Raw genomic sequence first — 24,061 nt, 5'->3', positions numbered from 1 at the left:
CTAGCAACGTGAGAAGTGACAGGCTTTGGTTAACTACCCTCTTTTGATAACTCTTGGAAGAGCTTGGTTACCAAAGGCCTAACCGTTGCAATTCTTGTTTTAGCTCTGCTTGTTCCTGTAGAACTTTAAGCGAGATGCCTTGGCCTTGTTTAGTTCGCTTTGCATCGGGCCACCATTCTGCGAGCATGATATATCCGGATTTGAGTTGCTCTTTCATTTCAACATCGTCCGAACTTTTCAGGCCTTCAATTATGGCTTGTTTTATTATAGCTTTGGGATAAGGTAATTTGATTTCGTCAATCAGGTTGGGAGGAAGCGTGGCTGCGGCCTCTAGAGCCTCGCCATAAACCTGTATAATAGTTTCAACATCATCATATGAGGAATTAATCTCATAAACTTTATAAAGTTTATGCGACCAATCCTCTAAAAATGCAAGTAAGAAAGCCCCGGGAATCATCCCAAAGAGCGTTAGAAAAAGGCCAAGTATCGACCAATCTCCTATCACACTACTTAGTTTAATCCAAAGCCAATAGTTGCCCACTGCGAAAGCTATTGACAATGGAATTGTGATTAACCGCGTGTACTTGAACGGTATCATAGTCTTACGTAAAACAGCCAAAGTTAGATTTCCCGTTATTAGATTAATTCTCAATGAAATCTAATATATTTTGTTCTAGTTTTCCTGAAGATACACAAATTCCCTCGGCGGTTATTAATCGCCCGTCCCAACCATCATTTGCGTAAAGTTTGAATTCACCAAAAAAGTTAACGTTTACCTTAGTTTTTTCATCATGTGTTGCTCGAACGGTAACGTTCAAAGAGCCTAACTTATTTATTCTCGCATCACCAAGCGTTCCACTAGCTCTTATATCGCCACAATCAAGAAAATTGTTGGTATCAGTGATCAGATACTTTGCTGTAATTAGCCCGGAACTTTTTTCAATTTTTTCGATGGTAACATGATGTTCAGCAAACCAATCAACGACCCTAATCCATGTTTGTTCGTAACTAGAATTAAAAACTCGTTGAGTATCTACATTTACTTGATCTGGTGGTGTTATCTTTATGCTTGCACAAGCAGACAAAATAACGGATAGAGCGATAATAATCACTTTTTTCATATTGAAAAAACCTTACTTTATTTGGGTTGAATTGGTAGACAACATTAAGTTTTTAACAGAAATTGGGGGTGAATATTAAAAGGTATAAAAGCAAAAAACAATTAGATTTCCACAAATTTTATAACTGTTTGAAGTTGTTAGAAAACCCACCTGAAACAACTCATTTTTGCAGAAATATTTTAGCTGGACGAACATTCAAATAGCCAACAGATTAGCGATTACTAACATAATGGGTTTAGAACGTTGCGACGTTGTAAAAAAATGCATAGCTCATTATTTAACCCATGGAGCTGCATATAGCTGTTATAAGTGAAATGGAATCATTGAAATTTCCTTTGGGGCAGATATTACCAATACTTCAACTTTACTCTTATGTTTGGCGAAAACATCAACTCACGGGATGATATAATAGAAGGTTTTCAGTATATTAAAACTCATCACAAAACACCTTACCCCACTTAATTCATGTTGATTTTTATTGAAATAAAAGGGTACTCCTAGATGTATATTACTGACCCGTCTACATAACTAAATGCCAGGCGTACCAGCAAGGACGCTAAGCTGTGCATACACCCGATAGCTCACGCTTTAAAATATTTAATTTAAAAAGTTTCTAAAGTAGCGACTGCTCTAAGCCTTGCTAGCCCCGTCATAGCTCTTATGGCTATCGAAGTTCCCCCAGTTGGTTGCATTAATGAATTTACGTACTTTCCGCACTTGAAAGCTAGAGAAATAATACTTAGCATAGGACGTAACCTCTGACTTCTGACTCGTTGAGCAGCATAAAATATGCATGGGAAAAAACAAGCACTAATAATAACTCTCACGAAACCGGGGTCACTTGAAACTTTAAGTTAGAATACCTTTGTGCTGTTCCACAGCCAACCTTTGAGCTACCCGGTAACATTGGCAACTGACAAATATGGTGAACACTATAAAAAAGGAAAATCGATATTTTCGGTCTCTCTAAAAAGGACCCAGGATGTAACCCTGAATAATCGGAACTAATAAAAAGGTGACATCAAATGATTCTACTCAAATGTATATCTGCCAATCCGAAAATGGTTAAAATTTTAATATATACTGATAGCCCAATACTTAAATTAAACGACAAGCTTTAAATCAAAAAAACGTACGATGTGAATAGCCTTCATAAATTGGTTTATTTGTAATTTTCCATTGAGCGTACTCAAGGGCTAATACTAATAACCAGAATGACCTTGATTGAATTTTTTGCCCAGATCCCCTTATGCGTTAACTGTGCACTCTGACGTTTGATTTACTCCTTTTTTATTTCTCTGCTTTTATGAAATCCAATAACTGTGGTGCAACAAACCTTCAGCTAACTTGCAGCGCGAATCCCCTGTTTCGACTTTCCCTGTAAGCTGGTTGTTACTTCGTAAAAAATTGCCGGGTTTACCGGCATTTATTTTCTTACGTAGTAAGCGGAAAACCGGAAAACCGAAAAACTGCATTTATAAAGGGCTTCCAGGAAGCCAAATTTTGCTTTCCGGTGAATTATCGAAATACCTCTAATCAAAGGGGGAAATTTCTCCCTGTTTCCCTTTGTTAAATGACTTATCCGCTTACATTTCCTTTTTTTCTCACAATCGGTAAACAAGTCCTCTAGCTCTCGTGAACACTACACTTTTAGATTTCCGGAAATAGAATCTTACTCAGAGCATTTCGGTTGTTTAATGCCTTTAAATCGTCCCTGATGCTCCAGAAAAACCTTATTCAAATTTAATTTATCGATTGTAAATGAATCATTTTAGGCGCTGTTTTATAGCGTCCTGGTTCATACCAAATACGATATTGGTCACCACTACTAGGGAATACATGAATAGCAGAATTCTTTTCTCCACGAGGCAATCTAGTTATGTCTTCATGAACCGTTGTATTGCCAACTTGCGCCTGGTCTTTATATGCCGGAATAAACTCGGTCGAACTAATCATGCCTGACCGGTATACTCCCAACTTTGAGATCATTGTTCTAACAGCTAAATCAATCACGTTTCGTTTTCTTTCTGAGGTTGGCTTAGTTCCAAAAGTTTCCAATAATACACTTCGGTGTGCTCCAGCAGTCAAATGTTGTCCAACAGATACTGATTCCAATAAAAGCCAAGTTGTGTTGCTAATAGACGGTGCAAAGTTGGATTTAGAAACGTCAAACCGTACCAATCTCGCTTGTACCTCGGGCGGAATTCCTAAATGTGATGCAGTTTTGTTACTCATTTTTGCTAGGGTGTGGCTGATACGGCAAGCATCGATCAGGGCTTTAGCCCCTCTAGATGACTCAGCGTCTCCAGCAATAACCTCCGTATCCTGGCCTGACTTTCGGATATGATGAACCAATTGAATCGCGCAATTTGTTGTTCCAGCGATAAAACGAAATATCGACATCACCTTTTCTATTTGATTGTTGTCGTTTTCATTTACCGAATGGATTGAAATAAACGGATCGACTATCAACACACCGATATTATTAACTTTAATAAACTCGATAAGGTATTGGACTAAGGGCGTCTCTAAAACACTTGACCGTTCATCGGTATAAGCAAATAAAAGCTTTTCTTGATATCCGGAGATGATGTATAGCTTATCCAATAAAGACCGAAGATTAATGCCAAATAGTCCAGTAATAGCAGATATTCTTCGCTGTAGTTCTAGGTCATCGTCTTCATTATTTAAGACCAGTACGTTTGCTTGTTTTGGTTTCTCAAATCCTGATAACGCTGTTTGCTCTCCAATTGCAACACTGATAGCAATTGACAAACTTAAAAGTGATTTAGAGCTACCACCTGCGCCCGAAAGTACGCTTATATAGCCCCGCAGCAATAGCCCTTCGATCACCCAATCAGGAGCTGAGTTATCAGTAGGATCAAAGTTTAATGATAATACTTTTTTGTTTAAAGGGTTTTCGCAAACAGGCTTTGCCTTGTCGATTAACTCAATAATTTCGCTTGGCGCGTAAATGTTAGAGCCATAAAAATCGTCGAAATCCTTGTATCCGACAGGTGGTTTGACTAACGGTATTTGGTATTTGACGCAAATTTCATGAATCTTTTTTTGCAAACCTCCAACGATCAGTTCTCTGCCATTTTTATCATTGCTAGGTTTATCGCAATCATTATCTGCGGCAATTATCAGACTTATATTTTTTTTATTAATGATAACATGAATCGCTTCAGCTACTTTTGCAATTCCATTACTATTCAAGCAGTTCAGAACAATACAACGGGTGCTCGAATGTAAAGCTTGATACAAAGCACAAGCTTTCGTTAGTGATTCACACAAAACGATAGTCCCGCTTTTCAAGCCATAGATTTGATTTGCTATTGAAGTCCTATCACTACCAAATATCTGGCAAACTGGTTGACCATTAGAATTACCTGCAAACCGTTTTTCGAAACCGTTTCCTGTAGGGTAAATCGTTTGGTATTGAACCGGGGTGTTATCAAACAAAGTAGTGATAGGGTAGATCAGGCAATTCGCATTCCGCCTCACTCCGGCTCGCACTAGAAGCTGTTTGTCTAATTCAATATCTCCTTTGTAATCATCTAAATATCTGGTATAGAGCTGGTCAGTGCCTGCATCATAATCATTCTGAACTTTTTCAAAATAACCTTGTTCTGCCATTCGTTTCCCTGCAATAAGTCGGTGAAAAACTTAAAGGCATTTTCAACACTAATAACAGCTCTATATAAACATTAACTTTTGAACATTATTCATATGATGAAATTTCAGTTTAAAAGTAATAATGGATTTCGAGCGATAACAATGCATATAATTGAAATGCACATCCGTTAACAAGTGCTTTTTCAAAACCCCGCTTATCTGTCAAATTGCGGGGTTTTTCATGCCTAGAAAAAAATTTGCGTCACTTTTTACGTCATACTTGCCGTCACCGCCTATAAAACCTGGCTAAATGATGGATTGTATATCCTAAGTGCGGTGATTAAGTCGTTTCCGTTAGCATATCGGCTCTCTGCTCCGGCAACTCATTAGCCATCCATAATCCAAATAATTTGTCGTTCACTAGGATGCGTTTACCGACTCTTCGAAAACACTTATTTAAATGCGGATGTTCCTCCCTCCGGTTATGCATTAATCGCAGTTGAGCGTAACTAAACAATGCTGATTTCTCAGCCATAACCATTAATGGGATCCAGCCATCAACACTCGTCACTATTTCTTTATATTGTTGATTGTTTAACATCATAATTGTCCTTTGGCGTTACCACCTGTCACTTCTAAATCATTGGTTAGAGCTGCTAACCGTTAGTCATTTTTGATGTTAGGACTGAAAACTATGCTTGAATACTGGGCGCAAATATTTATTTTCGCCCAGCTGTTTGAAGGTTAATTGACTGAGGTTAAGAAGGTTTTAAACATGTGGGCAAGGGATGGATATTGTCTTTCTGATTTGTCACAGAATCCACCTACCCCGATGTAATATAAAAAGAATGGTGTAGCCTCGCTTACCTGACTTGGATTCATATTCGATAACCATATCGATTCAACAATGTAGATCAGACAATAATCAGCTCCAATTAAGTTTATAGAATCAAGACTTACCTGGGGCAATTTATGGGTTACATAGTCAAATGTCTCCCAATTAATATCGAGTTCTTTTTCTAACTTACTTTTATAGTCTAAAAGCATAGACTCGAAGATAGGCTCGGCAAGATCCAACAATAAAGAATCCTGGTTCACTTCATCATAAACACGCTTAATTGTTCGCCTGCTAATCCCTGTCATAGCCGATAATTTCCTGATGTTTATATCTGCTTTTTCTCCGATTGCGTAGTAATGTGCGAGAACGTAAATAGCGACTTTATCTTTGATTGAATAGTTTTTTTGACGACCAGCAGGGCGAGTATCGATTACCTGTAATTTGCCATTAAAATACAAGGCGTTAAAAGCTGCACTCAGTGCGCAAATTATCGCTTTTTCCTCATCGGATAGCGTAACTCGTTGTTGCTGTATTTTCTCTTGAGCATAAACTAAAAATTCTAGTAACAATCTACGCTGATCTCTTCCGATATTTTGTAACATTTCGATGAAAGGATTAGCCATTACCTACCCCTGCAAAAACACGGTTAATTTCTTGGGCCTTATGTTCAGTACTGTGATGCACGTATCGTTGCGTCGTTTGTATTGTTTTATGACCAAGAATCTCAGCTATGGCTTTAAGCGGGGTATTTTCCATAGCCAACCATGAACCGGTTGTATGCCGTAAACCATGAAAACGAATGCTGACATTTGAGTCTTTTAACAGTTGATACCAGTGACAATCGAAGTTTCTAAATGGCTGGTTCTTTCTTGGATGTTGAAATATAAAGCCCCCCACCTGGCGCACTAACTTTAGTTCATTAATGATAGTTGTTGTAAGGGGGACGATACGACGATCGCCATTTTTAGTATCGTTCAAATATGCCGTAGCGTTTTTGAAATCAATGTTACTCCATTGCAAGTTAATCAACTCAGAACGTCGGCAACCGGTGGACACAGCCATTAGTACCAATAAGTAAAGTCTGTCCCATTTACTGGCCTTAGCAGCGCTTAACAAGCGTTCTAGCTCCGCTTTTGATAGATATTCGTCTTTAGGCTTTGATTCTGCCAGTTGTTTTACTTGCCTAGCAGGGTTTACATCCAAATCGTATTCATCTTTGATGAATTCAAATAGTGTCGAAAGATTCGCTTTGTATCGGTTATATGTTGCAGGAGATTTACCTGAGTCCAACAATATCGCCAAAGTATTTTTCACCAATAATTTAGTTATCTTGCCCAGAGGCATGTGACCGATTTGTTTGGCCCACCAATTTAAGCGAGTAATTACACACGGATCTTTCTTTTGATATTGATTTAAAAATGTTTGGATAGAGTCGCTTAAAGTAAGCGATGTTAAGCAATAATTAGTAAGACCGTCTGCAAAGTCATTATCGAGTGTTATTCGAGCACAATAACGCTCAGCATCGGTTTTTTTCTTGAAGGATTTTGCAACGCGTTTTCCGTTGCGCATAAATTCCACTTTATAAGTGGTTTCTCTTTTACCCTTTCGGGTTCTTACTGTGGCCATGGTATAAACCTTATTACGTCAAATTGCGTTAAAAGAATTTATAACCAATGATTTAGAAATGTAGCTATCCTTAGCTAACCTGCTGACTAGGCAGGGTTTTAAATGGTACCGGAAGCCGGACTTGAACCGGCACGCCCGCAAAGGCAACGGATTTTGAATCCGTCGTGTCTACCAATTCCACCACTCCGGCAACACATGCATCAACATCGTCTGTTGATGGGAGGCATTATACGAAAGAATAACGCCTTAGCAAGTGTTTTCTTGCGCTTTGTGTTTATCTGCACAAGAAATAGGCGCTGTTTCGTCATAAACCCAAAACAAACGGGTTACACTGCCTACTTTACGGTCGGCAATACCACAACTTCAGTGTCGGTATATCGGTCTTGCAGTGACAATTTATTGTGGCGATCGACAATCACCAGCAAGTTACCTAAGCCGAACAGGGTAAAAATCAAACGTTTAATTCCTGTGGTTTTAGAAATTAACGAGCCATCCTGATTTTGTACCTTTAAACGCCAGGCGCGCATGCCTATGGTCTGCCCGCTACGCGCCCAGAAATACACAAAAAAGAAACTCACCCAACTCAGGTTCCATACATAAATGATCAATGACCACAGTAAGGAATTTTGTTGTAGGTCAATTGGATGACTAAACCCCTGGCTGTCAATAATACCGGCGGAGTATAGGGCACCAAAAATCCCAAAAGAAACCGCGCCTGCGCACATATATACAGCGATCGCGACTAATGCATCATAGACCCAGGAGCCGAAACGACGACGAAAACCCGCTCGTGGATATCCGGATTGACTCGTCAATGAAGATTGGGTGGTATTGGATTGCTGGCTGGCCAAAATGCGTTACTCAGGTGTTAAGATTGTCGGTGATTTTAATGAAAAAACCGAATTCAGTCTATAGGAGGGATATTAAGTTATTACCCAGTCAGACTAAATCCGAATTGATTCAGTGAATTCATAAACAGCAGAATGTTCGCTTTGCTGTTTGATTTTGGCTTTGGTCTTAATTAGGCCTTGCGCCCTAACAAGTAAATTGCAATCGCGACAAATAACAAACTTGGCAAAATCGCGCCGATTATCGGCGGGAACTGAAACGTCAGACTCATCGACCCAAACATACGGTTTAAAAAGTCATAACTAATGCCGGTACCAATTCCCATCATAATACGAGCCCCCATGGATACCGAACGCAATGGTCCGAAGATATAGGATAGGGCCACCAGCAACATCACCGCAACGGTAATGGGCTGCATTAATTTACGCCAGAATGCCAATCGATAACGACTGGTTTCCTGGTTGTTTTGTTTTAAGTAATCGAGATAGCTTAATAAGCCTGTGACCGATAATGATTCCGGCTTAACGGTTACCACCCCTAACTTGTCAGGGGTCAGAGAGGACGTCCATAATTCGGTATCCCGTCGCGATGTATTGATCTGCTTATCGGTCAGTTGCGATTCTTCAATTTCGGTCAACAACCATTGCTTCTCTGCAATTTGCCAGGTTGCAGAATCCGCGTTTTTCCATAGCGACATTTTATATTGGTCGTCAAAGCGATAGATGGCGATATTTTTAAGATTCATGGTGTCCTGAACTTCGGTGATATGTACAATCAAATCCCCGTCTTTGGCCCAGACGCCGTTTTTTGCAGAGATTAAACTACCACTGGATATCGCTCTGGCCCTTAATTCCCGAGCACTTTTTTCACCTTCTGGGGCAACCCACTCGCCAATCGCCATCGAAACCACAATCAGTAGTGCTGCGGACTTCATTACGGATTTGATAATCTGTAGCTTTGATAGCCCCGCCGCCTGCATCACCACCAGTTCCGAGTTATTGGCGAGCATCCCAAGGCCAATCAAACCACCAATTAACGCTGCCATAGGAAAGAAGATTTCCACATCTCGTGGCACCGAATACAAGGCATACAAGGCAGCGTCGGCTAAATCATAATTGCCTCGTCCAACCGCGCGCATTTGCTCAACAAACTTAATAATGCCTGAGATACTGACAAGCACGGCTAGGGTAATAAATGTCGTGGAGGCGATCACCCGACCGATATAGAAATCGAGAATTTTCATGCCTAGCGCCTCTTTAACTTAGCTTTGATTTTCTTGCCACTGCTGCGGCTACGCAGCAATAGTGTCCACCCCAAAAATAAGGCAATGATATGAATCGGCCACAGGCCCACTTCCGGTGCCAGAATACCATCTTCAATGGCGGTACGACCGCTGGTTAAGAGCAGGAAATAACATAAGAACAGCAGTAAAGCCGGGAACATCTTGGCAAACTTGCCCTGTCGTGGATTCACCACACTCAATGGCACGGCTATCAAGGTTAAGATCAACACCGACAAGGGAAAAGAAAAACGCCACTGTACTTCCGCAATGGCTTCCACCGATTTGTCTTGCATCAGTTCCAGGGTCGGTAACGCGGTTAATTTACGACGTTTATGCTCAACTTCCTGTTCCTGAATTTGCATTTCATATTTACCAAAGGTCACGGTTTCAAACTCTCCGGTTCCTTTGTCTTTCTGATAACGGTTTCCTAAGTCCAGCATCAATCGCTGTTCACCATTATCTTCTTCGATAACCCGCCCACTGGCGGCATAAATCAAACTGACTTTATCCTCTTTGTGACCGTTGGCATCGTCATCGGGTAATTGCGCCACAAAGACTTGTTGCAAGCGATTATCCTTACCAATATCGCGCACATAGACCACAGCTTTATCATTCGATGTTTTCTGAAACCGGCCCGGAACCAGCGCCGATATCCCGATGTCTTTGGCCAGCTTTTCTTTGACTTGATATTCGTTTTCAGCGGCCAAAGGAGATAAATAAAGCGTAAACGCACCGGTGATTAATGCCGTTACAAATGCTGCGACTAACGTGATCCGCACCACGTACCACTCACTGACACCACAGGCATGAAAAACGGTCATTTCATTTTCAGCGTAAATACGGCCATAAGCGAGCAAAATACCTAAAAACAGACTCAGAGGCAGCATAATGCCAATCAAGTGAGGAATGGTCAGACCGATAAACGTCATCACCATATCTCCGGGGATGCCACCATCGGAAGCATCGCCCAGCACTCGTACGAACTTCTGACTGATAAAGATAGTCATTAACACCAGGAATACTCCCAGTTGCGTACGACTGACTTCACCTAATAAATATCGAAAAATAATCACAGATTTAATCCAAAAAACTTAGTTTTTTTCTGACAACTAGAGGATTTTTAAGTAAACTTACCGTTTTTATAAAAAATTAATATGGCTAATTTGCCGTCAATACGACGAATCTGGCTATAATAATAGCCTGAAGCCTGCTTGCTGTTGTTTTAAGTCTATCTTCTGACAGCAGATTTTAGCAAGCATATCGCAACAATTTAAGCCTGAAATTTGTATTTAACCATAAATTAGGAGTGTTCATGGAGTTCAGTGTAAAAAGTGGTAGTCCGGAAAAACAACGCAGTGCCTGTATTGTTGTCGGTGTTTATGAACCACGTCGTTTATCTGCTGTCGCTGAGCAATTGGATGAAATTAGTGGTGGTTATATCTCCAACCTACTGCGCCGCGGCGATTTGGAAGGGAAATCCGGCCAAATGCTGCTTCTGCATCAGGTACCAAATATTTTAAGTGAACGTGTTTTACTCGTTGGATGCGGAAAAGAGCGTGAACTGGACGAACGCCAATATCGTCAAATCATTTCTAAAACCATTAACACTCTTAATGAAACTGGCTCGATGGAAGCGGTTTGCTTTCTGTCTGAACTGCACGTCAAAGGCCGTGATACATATTGGAAAGTTCGTCAGGCGGTAGAAGCCACTCAAGATTGCCTTTACAGCTTTAACAGCTTGAAAACCCGTAAAGAAGAACCACGCCGACCATTACGTAAAATCGTATTAAACGTACCGACTCGTCGTGAATTACCGATTGGCGAGCGCGCGATTTCCCATGGTTTGGGTATTTCCGCTGGTATTAAAGAATGTAAAGATGTTGCCAATCTGCCACCTAATATTTGTAATCCTGCCTACCTTGCTGACCAAGCGAAAGCCTTAGCCGAAAAGTATGAGCATATCTCCACCAAGATCGTTGATGAAGCGCAAATGCAAGAACTTGGTATGGGTTCATACCTTGCCGTCGGTCGTGGTAGCGTCAATGAATCCTTGATGAGCGTTATTCACTACAATGGTGGTGATAAAGGCGCCGCTCCAATTGTCCTGGTCGGTAAAGGACTAACGTTTGATTCCGGTGGTATATCCCTAAAACCTGGCGAAGCCATGGATGAAATGAAATACGACATGGGTGGCGCTGCCGGTGTGTTAGGCGCAATGCATTCGCTTGCAGAATTGAATCTGCCAATCAATGTTATCGGTGTACTGGCCGGTTGTGAGAATATGCCCGATGCAAATGCGTATCGTCCAGGCGATATTTTAACCACCATGTCAGGCCAAACGGTTGAAGTGTTAAATACCGATGCCGAAGGCCGTTTAGTGTTATGTGATGCACTCACCTACGTTGAACAGTTCGAGCCAGAATTGGTAATTGATGTTGCCACATTAACCGGTGCCTGCGTCATTGCCTTAGGTGCCCATGCAACTGGCCTGTTAAGTAACCATAATCCACTGGCGCATGAATTGTTAAATGCATAGGATCAAAGTGGTGATCGTGCATGGCGTCTGCCTTTGTGGGATGACTATCAGGATCAACTAGAAAGTCCATTTGCTGATTTCACCAATTTAGGTGGTCGCGCCGCGGGTACGATTACCGCTGCATGTTTTCTGTCGAAGTTCACCAAGAAATATCATTGGGCACATTTGGATATCGCAGGTACGGCTTGGCGCAGCGGGAAGAATAAAGGCTCAACCGGTCGTCCGGTTAGCATGTTAACTCAGTTCCTATTAAACCGTAGCGGTCAGGAGCAAGGCGAGTAAATGACCATACAGGCTATTTTCTATTTAATGGGTCATGCCAGTGAACAGGACTTGCTGCACTTTGTATGTGAGCAAGCAACAATAGCCTTTCGTCAAAATAAACGTGTTTTTATTTACACCGAAGATCAAGACTGTGCTCATCAATTAGACGAGTTGTTGTGGTCTTTGGACGCACAAAGTTTTGTGCCACATAACCTGCCAGGAGAAGCAGGACATCAGGGTTCCCCCGTTGAGATCAGCTGGCTCCCTCCTACATCTTCCAGGCAAGTGTTAATTAATTTAGCGACAGAAGTCCCTGACTTCGCGCTACAGTTTTCTCAAATTATAGATTTTGTTTCTGAACAGGAAGAGTTAAAACAACTCGCTCGTCAACGGTATCGCCGTTATCAGCAAAAAGGGTTTCACGTTGAAACCCGCCCTGCCAGCAGAGTCGCATAAAAAGCAGTAAATCCATGGAAAAAACATTTAATCCTTCAGCAATCGAACAAGCCATGTATTCCCATTGGGAAGAAAAAGGCTATTTTAGTCCTACTGGCCAAGGCGACGGCTACTGTATCGCCATTCCACCACCAAATGTCACCGGCAGTTTGCATATGGGCCACGCCTTTCAGCAAACGATTATGGATACGTTAATTCGCTACCAACGTATGCAAGGGAAAAACACCTTGTGGCAAGTCGGTACCGATCATGCGGGCATCGCCACACAAATGGTGGTTGAACGCAAGATTGCGGCCGAAGAAGACAAAACCCGTCACGATTATGGTCGTGATGCATTTATCGACAAAATCTGGGAATGGAAAGAGCATTCCGGCGGTACCATCGGCAAGCAAATGCGCAGGCTCGGTAATTCAATCGACTGGTCGCGCGAACGTTTCACCATGGACGAAGGCATGTCGAAAGCCGTGCAGGAAGTATTTGTTCGCTTGTATCAGGATGATTTAATCTATCGTGGTAAGCGCCTGGTTAACTGGGATCCGAAACTTCATACCGCCATTTCTGATTTAGAAGTCGAAAATAAAGACAAGAAAGGCCATATGTGGCATTTCCGTTATCCGCTAGCGGACGGCGCAACAACTCAAGACGGCAAAGACTACATTGTCGTGGCAACAACCCGCCCTGAAACCATGCTCGGGGATACCGGTGTTGCAGTAAATCCAGATGATGAGCGTTATCAGCACTTGATCGGCAAGTCGATTATCTTGCCAATCGTCAATCGTCGTATTCCAATCGTTGGTGATGATCATGCCGACATGGAAAAAGGCACTGGGTGTGTGAAGATCACCCCAGCTCACGATTTTAACGATAATGAAGTCGGTAAACGCCACCAGTTACCGATGATCAATATTTTCGATCAGAACGCTGCGGTTCTAGCTACGGCCGAAGTGTACGATGTTAATGGCGAAGTCAGTGAAGTCTATGACAGCAAGTTGCCTGAACAATATGCCGGTTTGGATCGTTTCCAGGCCCGTAAAGATATTGTCGCTGAATTTGATAAATTAGGCTTGTTGGACGAAGTCAAAGATCATGATTTAACCATACCTTATGGCGATCGTTCTGCGGTGGTTATCGAGCCGTTATTAACGGATCAGTGGTATGTGCGGGTCGAACCTTTGGCAAAACCTGCCATTGAAGCGGTTGAAAACGGTGATATCGAATTTGTTCCGAAACAATATGAGAATATGTATTTCTCCTGGATGCGAGACATTCAGGACTGGTGTATTTCACGCCAGCTTTGGTGGGGTCATCGAATTCCTGCCTGGTACGATGCCAATGGCAATGTTTATGTTGGTCGCAGCGAAGATGAAGTGCGAGGACAAAACAACTTAAGTGCAGAGGTGACTTTAACCCAGGACGATGACGTATTAGATACCTGGTTCTCATCAGCACTGTGGACATTCTCAACCTTAGGCTGGCCTGAAAAAACGAAAGACCTGGCAACCTTCCACCCAACGGATGTGTTAGTCACCGGTTTTGATATTATTTTCTTCTGGGTTGCCCGCATGATCATGATGACCATGCATTTCAACAAAGATGAACAAGGAAAAGCTCAGGTACCCTTTAAGAAAGTCTACGTGACTGGTCTTATTCGTGACGAACACGGCGACAAGATGAGTAAGTCGAAGGGTAATGTTATCGATCCATTGGATATGATCGACGGTATTTCCCTTGAAGATTTACTACAAAAACGCACCGGCAATATGATGCAACCGAAAAAAGCGGAAAAAATTGCCAAAGCAACGCGCAAAGAATTCCCTGACGGTATCGAAGCTCACGGGACAGATGCCCTGCGATTTACCCTGACCGCGCTTGCGTCCACAGGTCGTGATATCAACTGGGATATGAAGCGTTTGGAAGGTTACCGTAACTTTACCAACAAACTTTGGAATGCCAGTCGTTATGTATTGATGAATACCGAAGAACACGATTGTGGTGCCAATGGCGGCGACATGGCGTTATCGCTCGCGGATCGTTGGATTATCGGACAATTCCAACAAACGGTGAAAACCGTTCATGAAGCCTTTGCGTCTTTCCGATTCGATTTAGCGTCTCAAGCATTGTACGAGTTCACCTGGAATCAGTTTTGTGACTGGTACCTGGAACTCACTAAGCCTGTTTTATTCAAAGGCAGTGAAGCCGAGCAACGTGGCACCCGTCATACATTAGTGAATATTCTGGAGAGCCTGTTGCGCCTGATGCATCCGGTCATGCCATATATTACCGAAACCATTTGGCAGCGAACTGCACCGCTTACCGGTAACTTCACCGAGGGCGACAGCATTATGATGCAAAGTTTCCCGTTATTTGATCAGCAATTACTGGATAACCAGGCGATTAACGATTTGGAATGGGTGAAGCAGTTTATTATCGCGGTGCGTAATATCCGTGGTGAGATGGATATTGCGCCAAGCAAACCACTTCCCGTGTTGTTAAAGCACGTAAACACTGAAGATAAACGCCGCTTGAATGAAAACCAACAGTTTTTAAGTGCGCTGGCCAAACTGGAAAGCATTGACGTGTTAGCCGAGGATGATAATGGTCCGGCTTCTGCAACGGCCGTTATTGGTGACATGAGCGTACTGATCCCAATGGCTGGTCTGATTGATAAAGAAGCTGAAATCGCTCGATTGAGCAAAGCCATTGATAAACTTGCCGGCGATGTAAAACGCACCGAAGGCAAGCTTGCCAATGAAAACTTTGTTTCTAAAGCGCCTGCTGCGGTGATTGATAAAGAGCGTGCCAAGCTGGCCGATGCGAAATCGCAACTTGAAAAACTCAACGAGCAAAAGCTGAGTATCGAAGCGTTGTAAAATATTTTCGCTAAAATGATTCATTAAAATCCCTCGCCCGCGAGGGATTTTTTTTTATGCAGGGACGCATTTATCCTTACGAGCCATGGATGGTGCTAGTAAGGGTTTATGCAGCCTTGTGAAACGCTAGCCGTGTTCGCAAGGATTTACTCGGGACGCATTTATCCTTACGAGCCATGGATGGTGATAGTAAGGGTTTATGCAGCCTTGTGAAACACTAACCGTGTTCGCAAGGATTTCCTCGGGACGCATTTATCCTTACGTGCCATGCATGGTGCTAGTAAGGGTTTATGCAGCCTTGTGAAACGCTAACCGTGTTCGCAAGGATTTACTCGGCACGCATTTATCCTTACGAGCCATGCATGGTGCTAGTAAGGGTTTATGCAGCCTTGTGAAACGCTAGCCGTGTTCGCAAGGATTTACTCGGGACGCATTTATCCTTACGTGCCATGGATGGTGCTAGTAAGGGTTTATGCAGCCTTGTGAAACGCTAACCGTGTTCGCAAGAATCATGATGGGTCGCATGATCCCTCATGGAATAGACAACCGCCACGCAAGATTTCTCCTGATTTAACACAATTACCCTCTTCTTACTTTGGCAATTTTCTATATTTTTCCTAAAGTTAACAGTAACTAAAATAATTTTCACAATAAGAATAAATCTGTGAGAAAACCGTTCCTTAAGCTTACCTTGCGTATTATCACTGCCCTGCTTGGGTATTTTTGCGTTGTCCAAACCACGCTGGCGCAATGGGAAGAACCCGAAGAATGGCCAATTAATCGCCCCACCATGCCGATACGTTTTGATTGGGTTTTACTGGAAAACGGTGAGCTTCTTGGCGGCGACCTCCTATCCATGTACCGGGATAAGGTTCGATTCGACAGCGATGAACTCGGCTTGGTTGAACTGGATTTTGATGATATTCGACAAATCAGAACCAATGATATTGTCAGCATTCGTCTGGAAAACAATCAAATTTATGAAGGCCAGCTGTTAGTGGATCGAAAACAAATTACGTTTTTCAATAAACCTCACTTGAGCTTTCCCAGAAAACAACTGTTGTCGATATCGCCATCAAAAGAAAGCGAAGACAGCATTTGGAGTGGGCATTTTGGACTGGGTATAAATTTTAAAACCGGTAATTCGGAACGTTTGGATTATACCATCTCTTTAAACGTTGAGCGTTTAACGGCGTTAGATCGGGTGACCTTGGATTATCTAGGGATCTTAGCGCGATCCGAAGATTTTGAAACCGGCGAAACGGTTCAAACGGAAGAAAATCAGCGTGTAACCTTTGCCTACGATTGGTTCTACAGCCGAAAGGTGTTCTTTCGTATTCCCGACATTGAGTACCAGGAAGACAAATTCAAAAATATTGATTTAAAACTTACTGTCGCATTGGCCGGCGGTTTAGTACTTTTGGATGAAGATGATTATTTTTGGCGAGCCTATATCGGTCCCAGCATTCAATATACTCGATTTGTCGAGGTAGAAGCGGGTAACCCTGGTTCTAACACTTCAGGAGGGTTACTGTTTGGTACGGATATCGGTTACGACTTTACCGAAGATACGACCATTTCTGCGCAATATGTGGGACGTACCACATCGGTAGAATCCGGGCGTTTAATACATCATATCGAAACATCGTTGGATGTTGAGTTAATCGATGATCTAGACCTGCAACTTAAATCTATTTTCGATTTTATTGCCGATCCCGTGCCTAATGAGCTTGGAGAGGTTCCTGAAAAAACCGATATCCTGCTGATTTTTGGCGTGAAATATTCCTTCTAATTCTGTACGTTTAAGGTAGACTCTTAGCTACATATATAAGATCTCCAAACGGAGTATCCTTTGCCAAAATCCGAAAAATAACAGGTAACCCAATGAAAACTCGCCTTTCTCGTATAGCACTGTGTAGTGCTGCTTTATATACTTTAGCTCCTGCTGCTATGGCCGATCAGTATCAAACCGTTGAAAAACTGTCGAACCAAACCGAGCAGCAAGTGATTGATTGGCGCCGCCACTTTCACGAATTTCCGGAACTCTCTAACCGAGAAGTTAACACCGCTAAAACGATCGCCAAAGAGCTAAAAGCCATGGGCTATGAAGTGCAAACGGGGATTGCTCATACCGGTGTTGTTGCCGTTTTAGATTCTGGCAAGCCTGGACCTGTTGTCGCTTTACGTGCCGATATTGATGGCTTGCCTGTCACCGAATCCGTGGATTTAGATTTCGCTTCGAAAGTTACAACCGAGTTTGATGGCGCACAGGTAGGTGTTATGCATGCTTGTGGGCACGATACCCATATTGCAATGTTACTTGGGGCCGCCAAAATTCTTAAAGAGATGCAGGGAGAGTTAAGTGGAAAAGTAAAATTCATTTTCCAACCTGCCGAAGAAGGCGCGCCTGCCGGTGAAGAAGGTGGGGCGGAAATGATGGTCAAGGAAGGCGTGATGAAAGGCGTCGATGTGGTTTTTGGCCTGCATATTAGTTCAGATACCGATGTCGGTACTATCGAGTATAAACCCGGTGGCATTATGGCGGCGGTAGACACTTATCGTATTCTGGTAAAAGGTAAGCAATCTCATGGTGCTTACCCATGGATAAGTGTGGACCCAATCGTAACCTCGGCACAAATCATTATGGGACTTCAAACCATCGTTTCCCGCGAACTTACCTTGATTGACGAAGCCGCGGTAGTCACCGTAGGTAAAATCACTGGTGGTACCCGATCCAATATTATTCCATCGGAAGTGGAGATCGTTGGCACACTGCGTTCATTAAACAATGACATGCGTATGCAAATTCGTGAAGCTGTAACCCGCAAAGCGCAAACCATTGCCGCCAGTATGAATGCTGAAGTCGAAGTTGAAGTGCCGTGGGGCGCCAATTATCCGGTAACGTATAACGAGCCGGCATTAATGGAATCCATGCTACCGACAATACGCAACAGTGCGGGTGCAGAAAACGTTAAGCTGACCAAAGCCGTCACCGGCGCTGAAGATTTCTCTTTCTTCCAACAAGAAGTCCCTGGTCTGTATCTCTTCGTTGGTGGCAAGCCGAAAGACTTGCCAGCAGATCAAGCGCCCGGACATCACACACCACAATTCCAAATAGATGAAAGCGGTCTTAAAACCGGGGTCGAAGTGCTTATTAATCTGACCATTGATTACATGAATATGCAAAGCAAATAGCTTCCGTATTCTTCATCCATAAAAAACGGAGTCAATAGACTCCGTTTTTTATTGTTACAATTGCTGACACCTAGAACAATTCATCATCAAGATTATACAAATGCTCAGCAGCACTTCGAGCGGATGCCATCAGCGATAAACGACGAGGCAATAAACGTGCGAAGAAGTAGCGAGCCGTATGAACCTTAGCTTTGCAAAAGTCATCGGTCTCAAATTTAGGTAATGCCGCTAGTGCCATGCGAGCCCACATAAAACCAACCGCGGTATACCCGAAAACATGTAAATAGTCACAGGCTGCACTTCCTAATTGATTCGGATCCTTAGCAGCAGCCACTAATATATCTTGGGTTAGCAATTCCAAATCATCAATTGATTCACTAAGTGGTGCGATAAACTCTGCCATTTCAGACGATGAATTTTCCTCAATAAAACTTCGAACATCGGCAACAAACAGCTTCATAAATTCGCCGCGATTGGCAGCCAATTTACGGCCAATCAAATCCATCGCCTGGATGCCATTGGTGCCTTCATAGATTTGCGCAATACGACAGTCTCGCACTAATTGCTCCTGTCCCCATTCACGAACATAGCCATGACCACCAAGAACCTGCTGACCAGTTATGGTATTTTCAAGACCAACATCGGTAAAGAATGCTTTCGCTAAAGGCGTCATTAATGCCGTTAATGCTTCACCTTTCAGTTGCTCTTCACCACTGCCGTATTTAGACAGATCAAGTTGCTGAGAGATATACATACCAAGTGCGCGATTGCCTTCATTCATGGCTTTCATGCTTAGTAACATGCGTCGAACATCCGCATGTACCATGATTGAATCGGCTTCTTTTTCAGGAGATTTTGGTCCGGTAACCGAACGACTTTGCAGACGATCTTTGGCGTATTCCAAAGCATTTTGATAAGAACGAACACCGGCACCAAGCCCCTGAATACCAACGCCAATACGTTCATAATTCATCATCGTAAACATGGCTGCCAAGCCTTTATTCAGCTCACCAACCAAATACCCTTTCGCATCATCGAGATTGATGACACAGGTCGCAGAGGCATGGATCCCCATTTTGTGCTCCACCGAGCCACAACTCACACCATTACGCTCACCTAAAGAACCGTCGGCATTGACATTAAATTTGGGGACTAAGAATAAAGAAATGCCTTTCGGGCCTTTCGGCGCATCCGGTAATTTAGCCAACACCAAATGAATAATATTTTCGGTTAAATCCTGCTCTCCACCCGTAATAAAAATCTTACCCCCAGTCAGGCTATAGCTACCGTCATCCTGAGGAACTGCTTTGGTACGGATTATACCAAGGTCTGTACCAGCATGAGCCTCTGTTAAACACATGGTGCCGGTCCACTCACCGCTGTACATACGTGGTAAATATTTTTCTTTAAGCGCTTCGCTGCCATGGGCCGATAGCGATAGTGCCGCGCCAGTGGTTAGGCCAGGGTACAATGAAAATGACATATCTGCACCGCAAACAATCTCTTCTTGCAATGCCGTTAACATTTTCGGCATTCCCATACCGCCGTAGTTGATGTCACCACCCAGTCCAATCCAGCCGCCTTCGGCATAAGTATCAAAAGCCTGTTTGAAGCCCGCAGGTGTGGTGACCGAACCATCATTAAATTGCACACCAATTTCGTCACCCTGGCGTGAAATCGACGCTATCTCCTGCTCGGAGATTTTCGCGCATTCTTGCAATATCGCCTGTGCAGTATCTTTATCGATGGACTCTGCCAACTCCGGCAAATCTTGCCACATTTTATCTGCTTGAAAGACATCAAACAGCAAAAAATTCATATCGTCTAACGCAACGCTATATTCAGCCACCGTGGCCTCCGTAATCAAATCTGTTGAAAAAAAACTTCAGTGGTTTGTTAAATACTTTTGACAATGGAGCGACCATTCTCTGCAATCAAAGCCTTGCCTAAAAGCCTTTACATTCTCACTGAGTGGGAAAACACTTAGTGGAATTGGTACTATTATAGGACCGAGTTTAAGTAGAATGCCTGACAATGCATTTGCCATTGACGAGTCGAATTCAAACCCTAATTAAAATAAACAATTTAAACCACCAATTTAAACGCTTGTTTAAATATAACGACAGCTAACCTTAGGTGTAAAGTCTTTTTTGAATTTGTGGTGAAAAAGGGATTGCGAAAAGAGAGGATTAACGTCGAAAATGGGGGCAGAGTCATTACTATATCGAGATTATCTCATTGTTATTTAACGATAAGATAATCTCGTAATTGACTCTGACCCCATGCTGTTTACTGCAGGTTGCGGGCGCTGCTTAATTCATCTACCAGAACTTTTTCCTGATCGGCTCGTGGTTTCGCAAAACGAGCTAACCAGACATATAACACCGGTGTTAAGAATAAGGTAAAGACGACAGCGATACCTAACCCGCCGAATACGACCCAGCCGATAGCATTTCTCGCTTCAGCACCGGCACCACTAGAAAGGATTAATGGTAATCCTCCTAATACAGTGGACAGCAGGGTCATCATAATCGGTCTCAAACGTACTTTACCGGCTTCGATTATGGCTTGCTCTATCGCGATGCCGCGATCCCTTAACTGATCGGCAAACTCAACCAATAAGATTGAATTTTTCGCCAACAAGCCGATAAGCATCACCAGGCCAATTTGCGTATAAATATTGATTGTCGTGCCGGTAAGCCATACCGCAAATATCGCCGCGGCAATACCAAATGGAACCGTTAACATCACCACAAGTGCACTTATGGCACTTTCAAATTGTGCCGCCAAAACAAGCAATACGATTAAGAATGCGACTACATAGGTCATGGTGACTTGCTGATCGGTTTCCTGGTACGTTTTCGCTTCACCCAGCAAGATTAAATCAAAGCCATTAGGTAGATGTTCTCGCGCTAGCTGACGCAGAATTTGCACCGCTTCGGCAATCGGCATTCCTTCGGGCAAATCAGCATCCATTTCGATCGCCCGTCGTTGAGCATGACGCTCCAACTCTGCGGCAACACCTTCCTCAGCGATATAAGCAATGGAAGATAATGACACTAACTCGCCGTTTTTCCCGGCAACATACAAGTTGATTAAGTCTGACGGGTTTGCTGAATCTTTATAGGAAGACTGCAAAATTATCGGCACGGCCTTGTCCCCGACATTCAAATCAATTAAATCATCACCGCCTATGGCAGCGCGCAATGTTTGGTTAATATCACTAAATGGAACCCCTAGCTCTTCGGCCCGATTACGGTCAATATGAACACGCATTTGCGGCTGAGTTGGCTGGTAGGAAATATCCAGTTGACCAAATTGCGGATATTGCGACTCTACAACTTGACTAAATGTCTGGGCAACTGCAAAAATTTCTTCATAGTCACTGCCGGTAATGGCAAACTCCAGGCCACCGCCCTGGCCTCTCAGGTTTAAGCTGTTTGCACCAAAAGCACGCCCCGGCGCCCCCGGAATTTCCGCCAGTTTAGGACGAATTTCATCAATAATTTTTTGCTGACTATTTTCCCGTTCAGACCAGTCCTTTAAATTAACTGTCATGAATACAATGTTAGGATCCCGATAACCTACCGTGGTATTAATAGAGTCAATATCGCCGAGATCCGCATACGGCAACATGATATCTTCCATCGCCTGAGCTTGCCGGTCCATATAAGAAATACCAACACCGTCCGGTCCCCGGGCGAATATCCGAACCGTACCTCTATCCTCAGTTGGCAATAATTCTTTATCTATACTGCTATACAAAAATGTCGCGCCAGCGCCTGCAATCACACTGAGTAATAAAACTAACCAGCCGTATTTAATACAATACTGTAAAGATCTGCCATAAGCGGTTACCGCACCATTACCAAAATTCTGGAATCTGGTCGTCTGGCTGGATTGCTGTTTCGGCTTTAACTTTGCTTTTAACGCCGGCACTAAGGTCAGCGCAACTAACGAAGAAATGATTACCGCACCAGCTAGTACCCCGCCAAACTCACGGAACAATTTACCTGCCGTAGAAGGCAAAAATGCAATCGGAAGAAAAACCGCAACGAGTACCGCCGTAGTCGCGACCACCGCAAAGAATACTTCTCGCGAGCCAACAACAGCCGCAGCTTTTGATTTCACCCCCAAAGATTTATGTCGTTGAATATTTTCAGAAACAACAATGGCGTCATCGACAATCAATCCAGTTGCCAATACCAAAGCCAGCAAGGTGAGAATATTAATCGAAAAGCCAAGCGCCCAAACAATAGCTAACACACCGATTAACGAGACAGGTATGGATAATGCCGGAACGATCGTTGCCCGCCAACTACCCAGGAATAACCATAACGTGAAGACAACCAAAGCAATGGTATAGGCAAGTGATTTAATGACCTCTTCTACAGAGCTGCGAATAAACTGGGCATCATCCGAGGTCACAAAAACCTGCAAGTCGGGATAGCGCAATTTGATCTCTTCAACCATATCCAATGCCAGGTCTGAGATTTCAATGGTGTTGGCACTCGCCTGACGAATGACCCCTAAACCAATCACCGGTTGACCATTCAATCTGACGAAGCTTTGCGCATCCGCAGGACCAAAGTAAACCGTGGCGACATCACCTAATCGAATATCATCGCCGACAATGATCTTCTCAACCTGTTCAGCCGTAACAGACGTCGCATCTGCACGAACAATGACCTGATGGTCGGTTGAACGCAAACTGCCTGCTGCAACATCAAATGGGGCAGACTTCAACGCATTGGCAACGTTGGTAAAAGACAGGCGATAACTTGCTAAACGAATTGGGTCAACAATGACACGTAACACCCGTTTTCTTTCACCATTTAACCGGACATCGGCAACGCCAGGGATAGCAAGAAACATCGGCGAAATGTCACGATCAACAATTTCAGCAATGGTTTCCGTGTCGATATTATCACTACCGATTGCCAGATCAAGGACAGACCGAGCGTCGTTATCAGCCTTAACGATAGATAACTGTTCCACTTCATCAGGTAATTGACGCTGTACCCGGCTAACTGACTCTCGTAATTCGTTGGCGGCATCTTCAATATCGATACCCGGTCGAAATTCAACTCGTACCCGAGAAGAGCCTTCTTCACTGGAAGCTCTAATCGATTTAACACCGCTGACTCTGGCCGCTGCTCCTTCGATTCGTCGGGTAACTTCGTTATCTACGGTTTCCGGTGCACCACCTGGAAAATTAGCAACAACACTGACAATCGGCCGATCCACATCTGGCAGTTCCCGCACTTCTAATCCGAGTACCGCCGACAGGCCGGCAATAATGATAAGAATATTCAACACCACAACGGTGACGGGTCTGCGCACCGACAGTGATGGTAAATCGTCTTTATTTTCAAATAAATTAATCATGATAATCCCTTAAACGAT

Annotated in this window: 15 protein-coding genes, 1 tRNA gene and 1 pseudogene; 5 read left to right on the top strand and 12 right to left on the bottom strand. The window is 43.3% G+C overall.

The window, feature by feature from the left end; translation table 11 throughout:
• Nucleotides 1–67: 67 nt before the first annotated feature.
• From FE810_RS03410 to lptF, 10 genes are all read right to left on the bottom strand, one after another.
• Complete coding sequence (locus FE810_RS03410) at nt 68–619, bottom strand: hypothetical protein (RefSeq protein WP_138318625.1); 552 nt, start codon at nt 617–619, stop codon at nt 68–70.
• Between the two features lie 22 nt (nt 620–641).
• Nucleotides 642–1,121, bottom strand: coding sequence for a hypothetical protein (locus FE810_RS03405; RefSeq protein WP_138318624.1), 480 nt, complete (start codon nt 1,119–1,121; stop codon nt 642–644).
• Between the two features lie 1,743 nt (nt 1,122–2,864).
• A complete protein-coding gene (locus tag FE810_RS03400; RefSeq protein ID WP_138318623.1) occupies nt 2,865–4,760 on the bottom strand; it encodes an AAA family ATPase in 1,896 nt (631 codons plus the stop codon).
• 319 nt (nt 4,761–5,079) lie between these two features.
• Entirely contained in the window at nt 5,080–5,343 is a 264-nt protein-coding gene (locus FE810_RS03395; protein ID WP_138318622.1) for a hypothetical protein, read from the bottom strand.
• A 140-nt stretch (nt 5,344–5,483) separates the two neighbouring features.
• Nucleotides 5,484–6,200 carry a hypothetical protein gene (locus tag FE810_RS03390; RefSeq protein ID WP_138318621.1) on the bottom strand — a complete coding sequence of 239 codons (717 nt, stop codon included), beginning with the start codon at nt 6,198–6,200 and terminating at the stop codon, nt 5,484–5,486.
• Complete coding sequence (locus FE810_RS03385) at nt 6,193–7,203, bottom strand: tyrosine-type recombinase/integrase (RefSeq protein ID WP_138318620.1); 1,011 nt, start codon at nt 7,201–7,203, stop codon at nt 6,193–6,195. Before FE810_RS03385 ends, FE810_RS03390 begins: the two co-directional genes overlap by 8 nt.
• A 103-nt stretch (nt 7,204–7,306) precedes the next feature.
• Nucleotides 7,307–7,393, bottom strand: a tRNA-Leu gene (locus tag FE810_RS03380).
• Nucleotides 7,394–7,538: 145 nt separating this feature from the next.
• On the bottom strand, nt 7,539–8,054 hold the full coding sequence (locus tag FE810_RS03375) for an RDD family protein (protein WP_138318619.1): 516 nt from the start codon (nt 8,052–8,054) through the stop codon (nt 7,539–7,541).
• Between the two features lie 170 nt (nt 8,055–8,224).
• Nucleotides 8,225–9,295 carry an LPS export ABC transporter permease LptG gene (gene lptG, locus FE810_RS03370; protein ID WP_138318618.1) on the bottom strand — a complete coding sequence of 357 codons (1,071 nt, stop codon included), beginning with the start codon at nt 9,293–9,295 and terminating at the stop codon, nt 8,225–8,227.
• A 2-nt stretch (nt 9,296–9,297) separates the two neighbouring features.
• Nucleotides 9,298–10,407 carry an LPS export ABC transporter permease LptF gene (lptF, locus tag FE810_RS03365; RefSeq protein ID WP_138318617.1) on the bottom strand — a complete coding sequence of 370 codons (1,110 nt, stop codon included), beginning with the start codon at nt 10,405–10,407 and terminating at the stop codon, nt 9,298–9,300.
• A 239-nt stretch (nt 10,408–10,646) separates the two neighbouring features.
• Between lptF and pepA the strand changes: the two are divergent.
• The 5 genes and pseudogenes from pepA to FE810_RS03340 all read left to right on the top strand — a co-directional run bounded on the left by pepA (nt 10,647) and on the right by FE810_RS03340 (nt 18,655).
• Nucleotides 10,647–12,152: pseudogene (gene pepA, locus FE810_RS03360) on the top strand (leucyl aminopeptidase).
• Entirely contained in the window at nt 12,153–12,590 is a 438-nt protein-coding gene (locus tag FE810_RS03355; RefSeq protein WP_138318616.1) for a DNA polymerase III subunit chi, read from the top strand.
• A gap of 14 nt (nt 12,591–12,604) precedes the next feature.
• Nucleotides 12,605–15,460, top strand: coding sequence for a valine--tRNA ligase (locus tag FE810_RS03350; RefSeq protein ID WP_138318615.1), 2,856 nt, complete (start codon nt 12,605–12,607; stop codon nt 15,458–15,460).
• A 664-nt stretch (nt 15,461–16,124) separates the two neighbouring features.
• Nucleotides 16,125–17,252 (top strand): DUF481 domain-containing protein, encoded by a 1,128-nt coding sequence (locus FE810_RS03345; protein WP_138318614.1) that lies wholly within the window; start codon nt 16,125–16,127, stop codon nt 17,250–17,252.
• A gap of 92 nt (nt 17,253–17,344) precedes the next feature.
• Nucleotides 17,345–18,655, top strand: a complete 1,311-nt coding sequence (locus FE810_RS03340; protein WP_138318613.1) for an amidohydrolase — start codon at nt 17,345–17,347, stop codon at nt 18,653–18,655.
• Nucleotides 18,656–18,725: 70 nt separating this feature from the next.
• Here FE810_RS03340 and FE810_RS03335 read toward each other — a convergent pair whose 3' ends face one another.
• Nucleotides 18,726–20,504 (bottom strand): acyl-CoA dehydrogenase C-terminal domain-containing protein, encoded by a 1,779-nt coding sequence (locus tag FE810_RS03335; RefSeq protein WP_138318612.1) that lies wholly within the window; start codon nt 20,502–20,504, stop codon nt 18,726–18,728.
• A 440-nt stretch (nt 20,505–20,944) separates the two neighbouring features.
• The gene (locus FE810_RS03330) at nt 20,945–24,043 is read right to left on the bottom strand and encodes an efflux RND transporter permease subunit (RefSeq protein ID WP_138318611.1); all 3,099 of its coding nucleotides are present in this window, start codon (nt 24,041–24,043) and stop codon (nt 20,945–20,947) included.
• Between the last annotated feature and the right edge of the window lie 18 nt (nt 24,044–24,061).

This window comes from Thalassotalea litorea (assembly GCF_005843925.1).
Lineage (GTDB): Bacteria > Pseudomonadota > Gammaproteobacteria > Enterobacterales > Alteromonadaceae > Thalassotalea_A > Thalassotalea_A litorea_A.
The sequence above is the reverse complement of the archived record's forward strand: the minus strand, read 5'-3'. Positions and strand labels throughout refer to the sequence as shown.

Excerpts from the sequence above, each read along its gene's own strand:
- FE810_RS03355 (WP_138318616.1), top strand. The coding sequence starts at position 12,153 with ATGACCATACAGGCTATTTTCTATTTAATGGGTCATGCCAGTGAACAG.
- FE810_RS03385 (WP_138318620.1), bottom strand. The coding sequence starts at position 7,203 with ATGGCCACAGTAAGAACCCGAAAGGGTAAAAGAGAAACCACTTATAAA.
- FE810_RS03405 (WP_138318624.1), bottom strand. The coding sequence starts at position 1,121 with ATGAAAAAAGTGATTATTATCGCTCTATCCGTTATTTTGTCTGCTTGT.
- FE810_RS03395 (WP_138318622.1), bottom strand. The coding sequence starts at position 5,343 with ATGATGTTAAACAATCAACAATATAAAGAAATAGTGACGAGTGTTGAT.
- FE810_RS03340 (WP_138318613.1), top strand. The coding sequence starts at position 17,345 with ATGAAAACTCGCCTTTCTCGTATAGCACTGTGTAGTGCTGCTTTATAT.
- FE810_RS03390 (WP_138318621.1), bottom strand. The coding sequence starts at position 6,200 with ATGGCTAATCCTTTCATCGAAATGTTACAAAATATCGGAAGAGATCAG.
- FE810_RS03350 (WP_138318615.1), top strand. The coding sequence starts at position 12,605 with ATGGAAAAAACATTTAATCCTTCAGCAATCGAACAAGCCATGTATTCC.
- lptG (WP_138318618.1), bottom strand. The coding sequence starts at position 9,295 with ATGAAAATTCTCGATTTCTATATCGGTCGGGTGATCGCCTCCACGACA.
- FE810_RS03400 (WP_138318623.1), bottom strand. The coding sequence starts at position 4,760 with ATGGCAGAACAAGGTTATTTTGAAAAAGTTCAGAATGATTATGATGCA.
- FE810_RS03330 (WP_138318611.1), bottom strand. The coding sequence starts at position 24,043 with ATGATTAATTTATTTGAAAATAAAGACGATTTACCATCACTGTCGGTG.